Here is a 15,557-nt window from a genome sequence, read left to right on the forward strand (position 1 = left end):
ACTACCCGGTGAGCCCGTTGAGAAGGTTGTTGTCGCCGAAGGCGCCACGGAACTTCGCAGCCGGATGCGAGTCCGGCAGCCGGTCACCGCCACCCAACAATTTGTGCCGCAACGTTCCGGACTTCTCGGTGGCGATCAGACCGCGCTCCCGCAGCGTCGGGAACAACCGGTCGGCAGTCTCTTGGAAAGAGCCCGGGACAGTCGCGTGGTAGACGTTGATGCCGTCGACTCCGGCCTCCCGCCACTGCTCCAAACGGTCCGCGATCTCCTCAGCCGTGCCCACCACCCGATTGGCGCCCTCCATCACCCAAGCCAGGTCCGCGATCGTGGGTTCGGCATTGCCGGACGATTCGGCTGCCCAACGCGCGTAGCTCTTGATGCCGGTGAATTCGCCGAGCTCACTCAGCGGGGTGTCCAGCGGATGGCTGCCGGCGTCGATACCGGCGTCACCGAGGGCGTGCAGTGCGATGCCTTCCAGATCCAGATACCGTTTGATCTCGTCATTGCGCCGGACCGCCTCGGCATGGGTGTCACCGATGACAAACGACAGCCCCTGAGCAAAGGTGATGTCGCCGGGATCGCGGCCACTCTCGGCGGCCAGTGCCCGCGTTTCCGAGATCAGCTGATGCGCAGCTTCAGGATTCGGGCTGCTGATGTACACCCCTTCGGCGTTGCGGGCCGAGAACAGCTGGCCGGCAGGCGAAGACCCGGCCTGGAAGAGCACCGGCGTACGTTGCGGAGACGGCGACGAGAAATGCGGCCCCTCGACCGAGTACCGCTTTCCCACATGGTTGATCTTGTGGATCTTCGACGGGTCAGAGTGCACACCACGCTCTTTGTCCTGCACCAGTGCACCGTCATCCCACGAGCCTTCCCACAGCTTGTAGGCGACCTCCACATACTCGTAGGCCCATTCGTAGCGCTCGTCGTGAGCCGGTGTCCCCTCGTACCCGAAGCTGCGGAACATGTTGTCGTTGAAGCTCGTCACGATGTTCCAGCCCAGCCGGCCATCGGTGTAGTGATCCAGCGAGGACATCCGTCGGGCGAAATCGAACGGGTGATCCTGGATGATCGAGCTGGTGAACACGATCCCGAGATTTTCGGTGGCAGCCGCCAGTGCTGACGCCAGAACCGAGGGATCGTTCACCGGAATCTGGATGCCACCTTCAACCGACTTGCGCCAGTTGCCGTTCCAGGTCTGCCGCAGCCCGAACACATCGGCGAAGAACAGCAGGTCGTAGCCTGCCCGCTCCACCTGGGCGGCCAGCGATGTCCAGTGTCGCAGCTCATTGAACCGGTGGTTCTGCGCCTGCGGGGCCCGCCACAGCCCGTGCAACACATGAGATGCGGTGTTCATGACAAACGCCGAGTAGTACAACGGCCGTCCGGTATCAGGCACCGATGGGGCCGAGCGTGTCGCGGATCAACGAGTTGTCGGTGGTCTCCAGGAACTCGGCGATCTTGGGGTCCTTGAACGTCGCGATCAGCTTCTGCACGTTCGGGTCCTCGAGATGCTTGTTGCTCACCACGAGCCCACCCTCGCTGCCCTTGGGCGCCGGGTGCCGGGCCAGGATCTGATCCTCGGTCAACCCCGCCGCATACACATCGGAGATGTGGACGGTGACCGCGTCGACATCTGCCAGGCTGCGGGCCAACTGACCGATGGGCACCTGAACGAACTCGTAGTTCTTCGGATTGGACTCGACATCACCGAGCTGCGGCAGACCTTCGATGGTGTCCTTGCCCGGCTTCAGCGTGATCTGACCGGCCTCGGAGAGATCCAACAGGGCGATGGCCTGGCCGGCGGGATCGTCACGAAGGGCGATGCTGGCCCCGTTGGGCAGCTCGTCCCAGCTGCGGTACTTGTTCGAGTACGTAGCCTGATCCCAGGTGAATGTCGGTGCAGCCAAGGTTAGTTCGAATCCGTTGGCTGCGATCGCGTCGTTGAGGAACGGTTGGTGCTCGAAGAAGTTGCCGGCCACATTGCCCGCATCGACAGCGCGGTTGATCTCGATCAGGTTGTCGATCTGGACCGGTTCGATGGTGATTCCGTGATCGGGAGCCACCTCGTCGGCGATGTACTGGAGCAGATTCTCGGCAGCGATGTCGGTGCTCCAGGTGGCCACTTTGAGGTTGGTGCCGAAGGGTTGATCGGCGTTGGAGGTGTTGGCGTAGACGACACCGCCGACGATCGCGACGACGGCCACCACGCCGCCGGCAATCCACGGCCAGCGGCTCTTCTTCTTGATCTCGAGGTCGACGCCACCGGCGCCGGATGTGCTGCTGTCACTCACGGGTTTTCCTTCTGTTGGAGGTCGGTCGGCAGTTCGGTCAGCGGGTGAGGCCCGCGACCACACGGTCGCCGACGAACTGGACGACTTGGATGGTGACGATCAGGGTGATCACCGTGGCGATCATGATGTTGTCGTCGAAGCGGTTGTAGCCGTAGGTGATCGCCAGGTTGCCGATGCCCCCGGCCCCGATCGACCCGGCGATCGCCGAATACTCGATCATCGCGATGGTGTTGACCGTCAGGGCGCCGGCCAGCGCCGGCAGGGCTTCGGAAAGCTGGACGGAGCGGATGACCTGAATCGAGGACCCGCCGGAGGCCTGACCCATGTCGGTGACATCCGAGCGCACGTCACGAAGCGCGTTCTGCACCAAGCGGGCGAAGAACGGCACACCGGCAACCGTCATCGGCACAATCGCCGCCGGGATGCCGATCGTGGTGCCGACAATGAATCGGGTCACCGGGATGATGGCCGCCATCAGGATCAGAAACGGCAGCGACCGGCCGATGTTGACGACGGTGTTGAGCACCCGGAACACCCGCGGATCCGGAAACAGCCCCAGCTCCGAGGTGTTGTGCAGGACGATCCCGACCGGGGTGCCGACCAGCACCACCAACACCATGGTGACGCCGACCATCACCCACGTCTGCCCGTACGCCGGTAGCAGCAGATCGGGGACGTTCACCCACGGGGTGTTGAAGTCCTCGATCGCGAGCAGCGTCACGCGGCGACCTCTGCCGCGGCGACGGTGGTGGCCCGCACATGCAGGCCGCGGTCGGTCAGATAGCTCCGGAAACCGGCCGGCGCCGCCGGGGCGATGGCCAGGACGGCACGTCCGACCGCGATACCGCGGATGGCCTCGACACTGGCGCTGAGCACACTGACCTTGGCTTCGGCGATACCGGGCACATGCTGGATGGACGTCAACCAATCCAGCGGCACCTCACGCGAGGCGTACGAAACCTCCCACACCTCACCCCCGCCGGGCAGCGGCACACTCGGCCGGTCCGGCAGGAGTTCGTGCGCAAGCAACGACGTCGGGTCGAGGATGACATCCTCCACCGAGCCGCTCTCGATGATGCGGCCACCGTCGATGCGGGCCACCGAATCGGCGATCTCCCGGACCACCTCCATCTCGTGGGTGATCAGGATGATGGACAGGCCGAACTCGTCACGCAGGTGACCGAGCAGCGAGAGGATCTGGCGTGTTGTCGTGGGATCGAGGCCCGCAGTTGCCTCATCGGAGAGCAAGTTCGACGGGCCGAGCGCCAACGCCCGGGCGATCCCGACGCGTTGTTTCTGGCCGCCGGAGAGCTGCGCGGGAAAGTATCCGCTGCGGTCACTGAGGCCCACCCGGTCCAGCAACTCGGTGACCCGCTTCTGGACGGAACCATCGGTGGCGTGCAGATACTCCAGCGGCAATGCGACGTTCTGGGCCACGGTACGGCGCCTCAGCAACGGCGCCGACTGGAAGATGACCCCGACGCTGCGCCGGGCCGCAAGCAGCTCGGCGCCCTCGATTCGGGTGAAGTCCTTGCCGTCGACACGGACGGTGCCGCTGCTGGGTCGTTCGAGGAAGCTCACACAGCGGGACAGCGTGCTCTTGCCCGCGCCGCTGGGACCGACAACGGCCAGGATTTCACCACTGTCGACGGACAACGAAATGTCGTCGAGGACAGTGCGATCCCCAAACCGTTTGGTGAGGTTCTCGATCTCGATCATGGGAACTCTTCTGCTGGGAACGGGCATGTCGCTGCGCGGCATTGCGCATGCTGGGCAGACCGGGGACGTCAACGCCATCCAGGTCAGCCAGCCGCCAAACCTACGGAGTTCCCCGGTGCGCAGAAAGGGTACGGATCGGGCTGATTCAAACCGTCTCCCGCCTCGTCGACCCCGGACGGCCGCAATAGAATTCGCACAATCAGCGGTACCGGCGACTCACGGCCGGCGGGCCATTCGAGGGCGACCCGCTGCAGAAATCGGAGATGGCGTCGATGACGAGTCCACTGAAGTTCCACTGGTATCTACCCACTCACGGCGATACCGCGACGATCGCCGACAACCGGGGAAGCTCGGCCACCCGGGCGCAGTCGCACCTACAACCGTCGCTGGAGAATCTGACGGCATTGGGTCGGGCGGCGGAGGATTTCGGCTTCGAGGCGGTGCTCACGCCGACCGGATCCCACTGTGAGGATTCGTGGCTCGCGACGGCCGCGCTGGCACAACACACCCGTCGGCTGAAATACCTGGTGGCGTTCCGGCCCGGCGCCCTGTCCCCGACACTGGCGGCCCAGCAGGTCAGCACCTATCAACGATTCACCGGAAATCGGTTGGCGCTCAACATCGTCACCGGCGGCGACGATGCCGAGATGCACCGGTACGGCGACCGTGTCGACAAGTCGGCGCGCTATCGCCGGACCGGCGAGTTCCTCGCGATCGTGCGTGGGATCTGGAGCAACCCGGAGTTCAGTTTTGGTGGCGAGTTCTACGACATCGACGCGGCCACCACGGCGTATCCGATCGAGCAGGTGCCGACGATCTACTTCGGCGGTTCGTCGCCGGAGGCCATCGAGGTGGCCGCCGAGCACGCCGACGTCTACCTGACCTGGGGCGAACCGCCCGCGCAGGTTGCCGAGAAGATCGACCGGGTGCGTGCGGCAGCGGCGCGCCGTGGGCGCACGATCCGATTCGGGCTGCGGCTACACACGGTGGCCAGACCCACCTCCGAGGCAGCGTGGCGGCGGGCCGAGGACCTGATTGCCGGGATCTCCGCCGAACAGGTACACCGTAAGCACGAGGAATACCTCGCCAGCGGCTCGGAGGGCCAGCGGCGGATGGCGGCGCTGACCTCCGGTGAGCTCGTCGATGCTCGCACCCTGGAGGTGCATCCGGGGCTGTGGGCGGGTCCCGGTCTGTTGCGTGACGGCGCCGGAACCGCGGCCACCGGCAGCTACGAAGAAGTGGCAGCGGTGTTGCGGGAGTACGTCGACCTCGGGGTCACCGAATTTGTGCTGTCCGGCTATCCGCAGGCCGAGGAGATCGCGCATGTCGGCGTCGGTGTTCTCCCGCTACTCAGCAAGACCGCCCGCCCCGCCTACGCCGAGAGTCACTCAGCGGCGGGTTTCGGCGCCGAATCCCGCCGCTGAGTGACTCTCGATCAGGGGAGGGTGTCAGCTGCCGCTGCCGCCGACCTCGGCGGGCAGGGGCGGCAGATTCGGATCCACCGAGGTGGTCGTGGTCGGCGTGGGAGTCGAGGTCGTTGTCGTGGGAGTGGACGTACTCGCCGGCGTATCGGTGGACGTGGCGTGGAAATCGGTCATCGGTTCGGTGCGGATGGTCGACGATCCGGAACTGATCTTCAACGCGGACGAGGTCACCGTGTAGGTGATGCCGTCGGTGGTCGCGGCGTACTCGCCGTCGGCCTTCTTCGAGGCGGGCACCACGAGGCGGGCCCCGTCACGTACCCGCACCCCGCGGTACTGCAGTCCATCTGCGGTATCGCAGATGGCGACCCGGGACGCGCCGGTGCTGCCGAAGACCACCACCTCGGCCGCGGAGGCACACCGCGCTGTCGAATTGGTGTAGCCCTGCGAGTCGAACGCCGGCGCGGCCCGCGCAGTGACGGGCCCAGCCACCAGTGCAACCGAACACACAGCGGCGGCGGTCAGGGATGTCATGAGTACGCGCGAAGACCTGGGCATCGTCATCCACCAGACCACATGCGCACCCGCGAGGGGCCCGGTGACACCGCACCTCGGCGGATCGTTAGCGGATCGCAACACGATCGCCGCTCGCCGATCTTCAGCCCGGTGGCACCAGCATCGATTCCCAGGTTCGGTCCGCGGAGGCGCCTGCAGCCAAGTCGGCCCGCCGCGTTACGGTGCCGTCCGGACTCAGATAGGTGCCGGTTGCCGGGTCGTACACAGCGGTCGCGATCACCGGCACCGCGGGTCCGGGTGGTAGCTGCGGAACCGGCTGCCCGGACAATGTGGCGTTGGGGTCGCCCTTCCAGTTCATGCCGTCGTTGAGCGGGACGTACACCTCGTCGCTTTCACACATCTTCACCGTGGGCGCCCGCTTACCCGGCACCGTCATGCACGGAATGTTGCGCACCCCACGAACATTGAAGACAGAGTCCTGCGGAACCCGGCAGTACAGGTCACCGACGGGACGGTCCGGGGCATCCTCCAGAGCCGGCGGACGCCGTTGCTGGGCGGGCAGGAAGCCGGTGGTACAGGGCGGCGGCAGGTTGAAGTTCAGGTTGAAGTCGAGGAAACCTCCAGGATTCAGCGGAGTGTCGTGGGTCGGCACACCCAGCGCCTGGAAGATCGCCGTTCCCTGCGGGAGCAGCACCAGCAATTGCTCGATACTCGCCTGATAGGCCAGCGCCACCTCGCCCACACTCACCAGGTTGGCCAACAGAATCGGCACGGTGGGCCGCACCCGGTCCAACACCGATCGCACCTCGTCAGCGGCCGGACCGCCACCGTTGAGCACCTCCGCCACCGCGTGGTCGTTGTCCCGCAACTGTGAGGTGACCGATGCGACGTGTGCGGCCCACGCCTGGATGGACTGCGCGGAGTCACCCTGCGATTCGAGGACCGGTGCCCCCTGGTCGATCAGCGTCGTCAGGGAGTCGAGGTTGTCACGGGCATCGATGGCCAGCGACGTCGACCCCTTGACGATCCGGGAGAGCTCTGGACCCAATCCGCCTATCGCCGTGGCGGATTCATCGATGGCGGTGCGCAGGTCGTCACGCGGAATGGCCAGCAACCCCTCGTTGGTGGCGTCCAGCAGACCGTTCAGGTCCGCCGGCACCGACGTCCGGTCGCGGGCGATGACGTCCCCATCGGCCAGCGGTGGCGCACTGTCGCCGCGCGGCAGCAACACGATGTACTGCTCCCCCACCGCGGATTGGCTGTGTACCTCGGCATCGAGGTCCGACGGGATGTCGGTACCGCTCCGCAGCGCCAACACCGCGTCGACGCCTGTGGCGGACAGTCGTACCGTCTCCACCCGGCCCACCGCCACCCCCCGGTAGGTGACATTGCCGCCGGGATACAGACCCGCCGACACCGGCAGCTGCACCGTCACCATGTATTGCCCGAAGCCCAGCATCGCCGGGACCTTCGCATATTTGACGGCGGTGACCCCCGCGGCGGTGAGCCCCACCATCAACAGGACCGCCAGCTGTATTCGCATCGCTCGGGTCAGCCGCATCTCAGGGCCCCTGCACACTCTGGTACGGCGCCACCAAGGGGTTTCCCGCGGTGTAAGGGCTCGGCTTCTGACCAAGGGTTCGGCCCCACTCCAGCTCCAGCCTGGTCAGGTCCCCCTCGAACCGAGTCCCGGTGAGCAGCGAGGCATCGAGGCGGCTGAGAGTGAGATCGATTGTCAGTGACAGGTTCCCGTAGTCGCCGCGAATCCAGTTGCCGATGGTCTCCTTCGGCCACGGGAACGTGCCGTAGTGGCTGAGCGCACGCGTCAGCGCGGGACCGGCGTCGGCGAGTGACTTCAGCACCGGCGCAAGGTCGTTGAGCTCACTGATCAAGGCCTGTTTGGTCAGTGCCACCGACTCCGCCGTGACGGCACTGAATCGTCCGAACTGGACAAGCGCCTCGGCCAGGTGAGTGCGCTGCTCGCTGAGCACCGCCAGCGCATCGGGGATGGTGGTGAGCGCACGGTCCACCACGGGCTGTTGGGCCGCGAAGTGGCCGACCACGGTGTCCAAACCGTCCATGGCGCCGACGATGTCGTCGGTCTGTGCATCGACCTGGGCGATGAAAACGTCCAATTGGGAGATCAGAGTGGCCAACTCCGCGCCGCGACCGGACAACGCGGTGCTCAGCGCCTCGGTGACATCCTGCAGCCGGCCGATTCCACCGTTGTTGAGCATCGTCGACACCGCCGCCAGTGTCTGTTCGGTCGACGGGTACGCACCCGCCGATGACAGCGGGATCAGCGATCCGCCGTGTAACCGTCCGACGGCTGCGGAGTCCGGCGGTGGCGCCAGCTCGACGTGCAGTGAGCCCAACAGACTCGTCTGCCCCAGCGTCGCCACGGTGTTGGCGGGCAGCTCCACATCACCGTTGAGTGAGATGGTCAGCAGCGCATGCCAATCCTGACGTTCGATGCGGGTGACGTTGCCGACGTTGACGTCCCCGACGCGCACCCGCGAATTGGGCTGGATGTTCGCCACATCGGGCAACTGCACCTGGATCTCGTAAGCGCCGGCACCGCCGCCTTCGGTGCCCGGCAACGGCAGGGAGTTGACGCCGCGCCAACCGCCGCAGCCACCGACCAGGACGGCAACCACCACAAGCATCACGGCCCGGCCGATCTCGATCCGGCTCACTGCGGCACCATCAGTCCGGCCAGCCCGTCCGCCGGATCGGCAGGGGGCGCGTACCCGGGTCGCAGCCAGTCCTCGCTGTAGGTGATTTCCCCGGGGCGCGCCTGGACACCGACAAAGGGGTTGACGCCCAGTGGCGGGAAGTTGTACTGCCGGTTCTTGATCACCGGCGCCAGATATTGGGCGCACAGCTTTGCCGACTCCTCGGCGCCCTTGCGCGAGGCCGCCTGGATGGCTCCACAGATGAACGACACCGGGTTGGCGAAGTTGTTGACCACCAAGGCACCACTGAGGGACCCCTGGGCGGGCTGATAGATGTTGATGAAATTCGACAGCGTGGTCGGGGCGATGTGCAACGTCTGTTTGATGTCATCGAGACTCTCGGTGACGGCGGTGGTCACCGAGGTCAGCAGATCCGCTGTGGCGCCGAGTGCTTCGCGGTTCTGACCGGCGAAGGACTGCACATCCCCCACAACATCGGCGATAGCCCGGATGGCCGCGCCGATCTCGTCCGGGCCATCGTCCAGGGTGGCGGTGACGGCGGCAAAATTGTGGTTCAGATCTGCCATCAGGTCAGCGCTTCCCTCCAGCGCCGAGACCAGCGCCGCCAGGTTCCGCACCGTGGCGAAGATGTCGTCTCGGTGATCCCCCAGCGCCGAAAGCGCCCGGGAGAGTTCGATGATCGTGGCCCGGAAGGTGCTGCCCTGCCCACGCAGATTGTCCGCGGCGGTGCTGACAAACGCACCCAAGGTGCTGACGCCGCCGGGCTCTGTGGGTTGCAGCGCTGCAGTGAGTTTCTCCAATTGGGCTCGCAGGTCATCCCATTCGACGGGAACCGCGGTGTGCTCTTCCGGGATAACGGCGCCGCTGACCAGTTTGGCGCCCTCGAGGTATGCCGGGGTGAGCTGGATCGCCCGGGCGCTGACCAGGGCCGGCGAGATGACCACCGCGTTGACTTCGGCGGGCACCGGGTATTGGGCGTCGACCCAGAACGACACCTTGACCCGCTGCGGCTGCGGTTCGATGCGGTCGATCCGGCCGACGGGCATCCCCAGGATCCGAACCTCGTCGCCTTCGTAGAGACCGTTGGTCGCCGAGAAATATGCCACCACCTGGGTGCGACCGCTGACCGTCTCCGGACGCACTGCCACCACCAGTCCGGCGATCAAAGACATCACCAGGACGGCCGCCAGCACCGATCGTCGGGAGTGTCGCGTGATCATGGCGTCCCGTCCTGTCCGGTCCTCGGCAACGGCAGGGGCAGTGCCGGTGTCCCGGGCTGGCCGACCTGGGGATCGAAGAGCTCACTGGGTGAGAGCACGTTCGGGTCCAAGCCGCGATCTGCGAACGCGGCGTCCACAAACGGTTGGATGAACTGTCCCGGAAGCAGGTTCGCGACGTAGGACTTGAAGAACGGCCCCGAGGACACCGATTCGTTGAGCGACATCGTGTAGCTGTTCAGTCGCTTGATCGAGTCCTGAATTTTGTCCCGGCGGCTGTCGACGATGGCCAGCACGCCGTTGAGCTTCTCCAGCGCCGGGGTGAACTGCTCGCGGTTGTCGGCGATGAACGCTTGCAGTTGCCCGGCCAGTGCCGTGATGTTGCCGGCGATGGTGTCCAGGGAGTCGCTCTGGGCGCGCAATGCCAGCAACAACGTTTGGGAGTCGCCGATGAGGCGGACCACGTCGTCGGTGCGCCTGGCCAGCACCCCTGTCGCCTCGTTGGCGCCTGCCAGCAGACTGCGCAACCGGTCATCGCGGCGTGCCAGGCTCTCGGAGAGTCGGCCCACCCCGTCGAGGGCGACTCGCAGGTCCACCGGCGTGTTCTGAAATGTTTCCGTCAGCGTCGCCAGTGAATCGGAGACTGTCACAGTATCGATCTGGTCGACGGTGGTGGTCAGCTCGGTCAGGGCCGCGGGCAGTTCGTAGGGCGCCGTCGTGCGTTCCAGTGGGATCGCAGCCTGCAGAGGTTCCTCGCCGCGGGTGGTCACGTCGATGACCCGAGCGCCGAGCACGGTGTTGGTCTTGATCACCGCCTCGGACCGGTCGCCCACGAAGATGTCGTCATCGATGTTGAACTCCACCAACACCTTTCCACGGTCCAGCGACATCTTCGAGACTTTGCCCACCTCGAGACCGGACACCTGGACCGGGGCATCCACCGCCAGGCCGCCGATCTCTCCGAAGTAGGCCGAGTAGGTCGTGGCTCCGGATATGAAGGGCACCTTGTCGTAGTTGAGCGCGGTCACGACCACGGCCACTGTGACTCCGAGGCCTACGACACCGACCATCGCAGGTCTGCGATCAGAGAACGGTTTCACTTGGGTGCGCACCGCCCGGTGTCCTGGCCGGCCAGCTTGATGTACGTCGGCTGGCCGCCCTGACCGTTGACCTTCAGCGCCAGATCGCACAGATAGAAGGTGAAGAAGTCGCCGTAGAGACCTTGACGGCCGAGCATCCGGTACGCATCCGGCAGGGTGTCCAAGAAATTCTCCAGGTAGTCCTTGTCGGCCACCGCGATCGCCGACACCCGGTCGGTTTCGGCCACCACCCGGGTGAACGGTTCGCGGGCCTGTGTCAGCAGGTCGGCCACCGTGACGGCGGCGGTATTGGTGGCGGTGATCGAGTTGGCGATGTCGGTTCCACGTTCGGCCAGCCCGTTGACCAAACGACTCAATGTGCTCACCGCGGTGTCGAATTGCAAGCTGCGTCTGTTCAATGAGCCCAGCACCGTGTCGAGATTGGTGATGACCTGCCCGATCAGCGCGTCGCGTTCGGCGAGCCGATGCGAGAACTCCGCGGTGTGTCGCAGCAATGAGGACACACCTGGACCCTGCCCTTGGAAGGCCTGGATCAGCTCGCCGGTGAGCGCATTGACCTGATCGGGATCCAGTGCCCGGAACAGCGGCCGGAAGCCACCGATGAGGGCGTCGAGGTCCAGAGCCGGAGCGGTTTGGGCAAGCGAGATCGTCTGCCCCGGTTGGAGACGTTCGGTGGCCCCGGCGCCCTCCTCGAGTGCCAGGAAACGTCCGCCGATCAGATCTGCGTAACGCACCAGTGCCTTGGTTCCCCTGGTGAGCACCACGGTGTCGTCGGTGCTGAACCTCACCACCGCGGTGCCGTCACGCCGCACGGTGATGGCGTCGACCTTGCCGACTTCGACACCGGCGATCCGCACGAAGTTGCCGGCCTTGAGGCCCGAAACATTGTGGAAATCAGCCTGATAGGTGTGTTGCGGTTCGAACCGCAGCTCCCCGAACGCGGCAACCAACGCAAAAAGACCAGCAAGACATACGGTGAGGAAGACAGCGAGCCATCGCAGCGCCTTGCCCAGATCGTTGTGCATCGGAATCCTTCCTGCCTAGCCTGCTGGACCGGGTGCCGGGCCGGCCGGCGCGACGTCACGCACGACGGGCGGCTCAGGGACCGGCCGCGTCACCGGGAAGTAATTGGCCCACCCCGGGAACCCGATGCCCGGGTTGGTGCGGATGTCCTGGCCGCCACCCCACCCGGTGTTGGTGACCAGTTGACGCACCGGGTACTTCTCGGACACCAATGGCAGCGACCCGCATCCCGGCCGACCGTCCGGTCCCCCCTGGGCAGCCACGATCGGCAGATGATCCGGGAAACGGTACTGGTCGTCACCGAAGAGCAGCCCGGCGTCGAGCATCGCCGTCCTGCCGTTCCCGCCGGTCACGCGGTAACCGTCGCCGAGTCCGTTGAGCTGTTCGACGGCGCCCGTCAAGGCGCAGGTGTACACCGGGTCGTACTTGTGCAGCAGGCCGGTTGTCGGTTCCAGCACGTTGATCGCGCGGACCAGATTGTCCTGGTTCGGGGCGATCAGGGCGAGCCCGCTATCGGAGAGGCCGATCACTCCGGCCAGCAGGGCATCCAGCTGGGTGGCGTGGGCGGTGACAGTCACGCTGGTCGTGGAAACGGCGTCCAGCGCACGCAGCAGGTCCGGTGCTGCCACGCCGTATGCGGCCGCGGCGTCCCGCAACGCCACCAGATCGCGGCTCACCATGTCCGCACGCGGATTCAGCACCGCCAGAACCTCATTGGAAGCGGTGATCGCCTCACCGAGCCGGCGGCCCTGGCCACCGAACCCGTCCGAGAGGGCCGAGACGATGGCATTGAGCTTGGCCGGATCGATCTGGTCCAGCAGCCGCACCAGGTTGTCGAACACCGTGTTGGCCTCCGACGTCACGTTGCGGGAGCGCACCACGTCACCCGCCGCGATCGGGCCGGCGCTGGGATCGGGCGGCAGCACCAGATCGACGAACTTCCCACCGAAGGCGGTGGTCGCCTTGATCTCCGCCTCGACATCGGCGGGGATGAACTGGACCTGATCGGGATAGAGATCCAACGCGAGCGTGGCCGCCCGATGCTCCCGGGCCACCGTCGCCACGCGACCGACCTCGACCCCGCGCAACCTGACCTTCGCGCCCGGTTCCATCACCAGACCCGAACGGTCGCTGATCAGCGTCACCGGAACGAATGACCGCAGTGAACCGCCGAACAGGACAGCGGTCAGGGCGATCATCGCAACGATGCTGACTATCAGGAGCAGCCCCCACACCCGGGGGTGGACCCGTCGAGAAGAGTTCACCGGCTATCCCGACAGGTGGAAGTTGCCGGACTGCCCGTACACGGACAGCGAGACCACCAAAGTGATGAAGACGACGGCAATCAACGATGCGCGTACCGCCCGCCCGACAGCCTCGCCGACCCCGGCCGGTCCGCCCGTTGCGGTGTAGCCGTAGTAGGTGTGGATCACCATCACCACAATTGCCATGGCAACTGCCATTCCCAACGACCACAGCAGGTCCGTCGGGTTGAGGAAGGTGTCGAAGTAATGGTCGTAGACGCCGGTGGACTGGCCGTAGACGAATGTGGTGCCCAGCCGAGCCGCCACGAAGGACATCAACACCCCCACGCAGTACAGCGGGACCACCACCAGCACACCGGCCACCAATCTGGTGGACACCAGATAGGACATCGACCGGATGCCCATGACCTCCAGAGCGTCGATCTCCTCGGAAATCCGCATCGCACCGAGCTGGGCGGTGGCACCGGCGCCGATGGTGGCTGCCAGGCCTATCCCCGCTGTCAGTGGGGCGATCAGCCGGACGTTGAGGTAGGCGGAGGTGAAGCCGGTCAGCGCTTCGACGCCGATGCCGGTGAGCAGGCTGTAACCCTGGACCGCGATCAGGGCTCCCGCCGCCAGCGCAAGAAATCCGACGATGACGATGGTGCCGCCGATCATCGCCAGCGCTCCGGTACCGAGGCTCATCTGTGCCACCAGTCGCAGGATCTCGGCGCGATAGTGCAGGAACGCGTCCCCCACCGACCGCACCGACTGCGCGTAGAAGGCGGTCTGCTCTCCCAGCTGATCGAGTCCGCGCAGTCGGCGATTCAGCCGGTCACCGAAACCCAGTGATCGGGAGGGTGATTCGATACTCACATCGTGGCCTTGACGCCCACAGCCGTCACCACGACGTTGATGAGGTACAGCGCCATGAACGCGAACACCACGGTCTCGTTGACCGCGTTGCCGACACCGGCCGGGCCGCCGCCCACCGATATCCCCTTGTAGCAGGCGATCAGACCGGCGATCAGACCGAACAGTGCGGCCTTGATCAGCGAGATGAGGATCTCCGGCAGTCCGGTCAGCAACGTCATACCGGCAACAAACGCACCAGGGGTGACGTTCTGCACGAACACCGAGAAGACGAAACCCCCGGCGATCCCCACCACGGCGACGATCGAGTTGAGCAGGATCGACACCAGCGTCGCGGCCAGCACCCGCGGCACGACCAACGCCTGGATCGGCTGGATTCCCAGCACCCGCATGGCGTCGAGTTCCTCACGGATGGTCCGGGCACCCAGATCGGCGCACATCGCCGTCGCTCCGGCCCCCGCAACCACCAGAACCGTCACCACGGGTCCGATCTGGGTGATGGCGCCGAGCGCGGCTCCGGTACCGGAGTAGTCGGCGGCGCCGAACTCGACGAGCAGGATGTTCAGGATGAAGACGGCCAGCACCGTGAACGGGATCGCCAGCATGATCGTGGGAACGATCGAGACCCGCGCGACAAAATAGGTCTGCATCACAAACTCCCGCCACGCGAACGGCGGACGGAACATCATCGCGAAGGTGTCGAGGGACATCGCGAAGAAGCCGCCGACCGCCGTTGCGGGTTTGGCAAGGCTACGCGGCATCACCCGCGAGACAGTAGCGGTTTGCCGAGCGCCGTGGTGGGCTACCTCATGTGGATCCGGTGATGTGAAAACTGGCGCAGCACGCCATCTTTGACACGGAAACTGTGATGTGGCTCGCAATTGCAGATGTGCTATGCGACCAGTCACCGTCACGCATACTGCTCCGATGAGCCGCACGGATTTGCCACCACCGTCGACCAGCCCCACCGAAAAGGAGGTCCTGGTCGGCTTCCTCGACTACTTGCGCGAGTGCGTGGTCGCCAAGGTGCAGGGCGTTGCCGAGCCGTTGGTCCGCCAACCGGGCGTTCCGTCGGGAACCAATCTCCTCGGCCTGCTCAAGCACCTCACCTACGTGGAGCGGTTCACCTTCCTTGGCGAGCACGTGCACGACTGGCCGTCCACCTTCCACGCCGACCCCAACGAGTCCGTCTCCGCACTGGTCGCCGCCTACCGAGCCACAACGGCAGACGCCAACTCCGTCATCGCAGCCTGGGAGGATCTCAGCGCCCCGTCGCCCCGACCCAGCCGAGGCGGTAGCAGTCCCTCGATGCGCTGGGCCTTGACGCACATGATCGAAGAGACAGCTCGTCACGCCGGACATCTGGACATCCTGCGCGAACTGACCGACGGCGCGGTCGGACGTGGCTAGACTCGGCAGTCTGCCCAGGTAACAGCGAGCTCGACGAGGAGCGT

The 15,557-nt window shown here is 65.6% G+C and carries 15 protein-coding genes; 2 read left to right on the forward strand and 13 right to left on the reverse strand.

Annotated features, from left to right (window positions below; all coding sequences use genetic code 11):
- Position 1 precedes the first annotated feature (1 nt).
- The 4 genes from WBB07_RS02220 to WBB07_RS02235 are packed head-to-tail and all read right to left on the reverse strand — an operon-like array spanning position 2 to position 4,013.
- Complete coding sequence (locus tag WBB07_RS02220; protein WP_526304396.1) at positions 2-1,357, reverse strand: NtaA/DmoA family FMN-dependent monooxygenase; 1,356 nt, start codon at positions 1,355-1,357, stop codon at positions 2-4.
- 34 nt (positions 1,358-1,391) lie between these two features.
- Positions 1,392-2,294 (reverse strand): MetQ/NlpA family ABC transporter substrate-binding protein, encoded by a 903-nt coding sequence (locus WBB07_RS02225; RefSeq protein ID WP_526304322.1) that lies wholly within the window; start codon positions 2,292-2,294, stop codon positions 1,392-1,394.
- Positions 2,295-2,331: 37 nt separating this feature from the next.
- Positions 2,332-3,015, reverse strand: a complete 684-nt coding sequence (locus WBB07_RS02230; protein ID WP_526304324.1) for a methionine ABC transporter permease — start codon at positions 3,013-3,015, stop codon at positions 2,332-2,334.
- Positions 3,012-4,013: a methionine ABC transporter ATP-binding protein gene (locus WBB07_RS02235; protein WP_526304326.1), complete on the reverse strand. Its 1,002-nt coding sequence runs from the start codon at positions 4,011-4,013 to the stop codon at positions 3,012-3,014. Before WBB07_RS02235 ends, WBB07_RS02230 begins: the two co-directional genes overlap by 4 nt.
- 272 nt (positions 4,014-4,285) lie before the next feature.
- On the opposite strand from WBB07_RS02235, the gene WBB07_RS02240 reads away from it, so the two are divergent.
- The gene (locus WBB07_RS02240) at positions 4,286-5,437 is read left to right on the forward strand and encodes an LLM class flavin-dependent oxidoreductase (RefSeq protein ID WP_526304328.1); all 1,152 of its coding nucleotides are present in this window, start codon (positions 4,286-4,288) and stop codon (positions 5,435-5,437) included.
- 24 nt (positions 5,438-5,461) lie between these two features.
- Here WBB07_RS02240 and WBB07_RS02245 read toward each other — a convergent pair whose 3' ends face one another.
- From WBB07_RS02245 to WBB07_RS02285, 9 genes are all read right to left on the reverse strand, one after another.
- Positions 5,462-5,968 (reverse strand): hypothetical protein, encoded by a 507-nt coding sequence (locus WBB07_RS02245; RefSeq protein WP_526304330.1) that lies wholly within the window; start codon positions 5,966-5,968, stop codon positions 5,462-5,464.
- Positions 5,969-6,092: 124 nt separating this feature from the next.
- Positions 6,093-7,511: an MCE family protein gene (locus WBB07_RS02250; protein ID WP_526304332.1), complete on the reverse strand. Its 1,419-nt coding sequence runs from the start codon at positions 7,509-7,511 to the stop codon at positions 6,093-6,095.
- Between the two features lies 1 nt (position 7,512).
- Entirely contained in the window at positions 7,513-8,616 is a 1,104-nt protein-coding gene (locus tag WBB07_RS02255) for an MCE family protein (RefSeq protein WP_526304398.1), read from the reverse strand.
- Between the two features lie 26 nt (positions 8,617-8,642).
- Positions 8,643-9,866: an MCE family protein gene (locus WBB07_RS02260; protein WP_526304334.1), complete on the reverse strand. Its 1,224-nt coding sequence runs from the start codon at positions 9,864-9,866 to the stop codon at positions 8,643-8,645.
- Entirely contained in the window at positions 9,863-10,975 is a 1,113-nt protein-coding gene (locus WBB07_RS02265) for an MCE family protein (protein ID WP_526304336.1), read from the reverse strand. Before WBB07_RS02265 ends, WBB07_RS02260 begins: the two co-directional genes overlap by 4 nt.
- Entirely contained in the window at positions 10,960-11,988 is a 1,029-nt protein-coding gene (locus WBB07_RS02270) for an MCE family protein (protein ID WP_526304338.1), read from the reverse strand. The genes WBB07_RS02265 and WBB07_RS02270 overlap by 16 nt, the downstream gene beginning before the upstream one ends.
- Before the next feature lie 15 nt (positions 11,989-12,003).
- Entirely contained in the window at positions 12,004-13,251 is a 1,248-nt protein-coding gene (locus tag WBB07_RS02275) for an MCE family protein (RefSeq protein ID WP_526304340.1), read from the reverse strand.
- A 3-nt stretch (positions 13,252-13,254) separates the two neighbouring features.
- The gene (locus WBB07_RS02280; protein WP_526304342.1) at positions 13,255-14,106 is read right to left on the reverse strand and encodes an MlaE family ABC transporter permease; all 852 of its coding nucleotides are present in this window, start codon (positions 14,104-14,106) and stop codon (positions 13,255-13,257) included.
- Entirely contained in the window at positions 14,103-14,864 is a 762-nt protein-coding gene (locus tag WBB07_RS02285; RefSeq protein WP_526304344.1) for an MlaE family ABC transporter permease, read from the reverse strand. The genes WBB07_RS02280 and WBB07_RS02285 overlap by 4 nt, the downstream gene beginning before the upstream one ends.
- A 166-nt stretch (positions 14,865-15,030) precedes the next feature.
- Here WBB07_RS02285 and WBB07_RS02290 point away from each other — a divergent pair, with 166 nt between their 5' ends.
- Positions 15,031-15,513: a DinB family protein gene (locus tag WBB07_RS02290; protein ID WP_526304346.1), complete on the forward strand. Its 483-nt coding sequence runs from the start codon at positions 15,031-15,033 to the stop codon at positions 15,511-15,513.
- The last annotated feature ends 44 nt before the right edge of the window (positions 15,514-15,557 follow it).

The sequence above is a fragment of the Mycobacterium sp. genome (assembly GCF_049647605.1).
Classification (GTDB): Bacteria; Actinomycetota; Actinomycetes; order Mycobacteriales; family Mycobacteriaceae; genus Mycobacterium.

Excerpts from the sequence above, each read along its gene's own strand:
- WBB07_RS02240 (WP_526304328.1), top strand. The coding sequence starts at position 4,286 with ATGACGAGTCCACTGAAGTTCCACTGGTATCTACCCACTCACGGCGAT.
- WBB07_RS02290 (WP_526304346.1), top strand. The coding sequence starts at position 15,031 with ATGAGCCGCACGGATTTGCCACCACCGTCGACCAGCCCCACCGAAAAG.
- WBB07_RS02235 (WP_526304326.1), bottom strand. The coding sequence starts at position 4,013 with ATGATCGAGATCGAGAACCTCACCAAACGGTTTGGGGATCGCACTGTC.
- WBB07_RS02250 (WP_526304332.1), bottom strand. The coding sequence starts at position 7,511 with ATGCGGCTGACCCGAGCGATGCGAATACAGCTGGCGGTCCTGTTGATG.
- WBB07_RS02245 (WP_526304330.1), bottom strand. The coding sequence starts at position 5,968 with ATGACATCCCTGACCGCCGCCGCTGTGTGTTCGGTTGCACTGGTGGCT.
- WBB07_RS02260 (WP_526304334.1), bottom strand. The coding sequence starts at position 9,866 with ATGATCACGCGACACTCCCGACGATCGGTGCTGGCGGCCGTCCTGGTG.
- WBB07_RS02255 (WP_526304398.1), bottom strand. The coding sequence starts at position 8,616 with ATGCTTGTGGTGGTTGCCGTCCTGGTCGGTGGCTGCGGCGGTTGGCGC.
- WBB07_RS02220 (WP_526304396.1), bottom strand. The coding sequence starts at position 1,357 with ATGAACACCGCATCTCATGTGTTGCACGGGCTGTGGCGGGCCCCGCAG.
- WBB07_RS02270 (WP_526304338.1), bottom strand. The coding sequence starts at position 11,988 with ATGCACAACGATCTGGGCAAGGCGCTGCGATGGCTCGCTGTCTTCCTC.
- WBB07_RS02285 (WP_526304344.1), bottom strand. The coding sequence starts at position 14,864 with ATGCCGCGTAGCCTTGCCAAACCCGCAACGGCGGTCGGCGGCTTCTTC.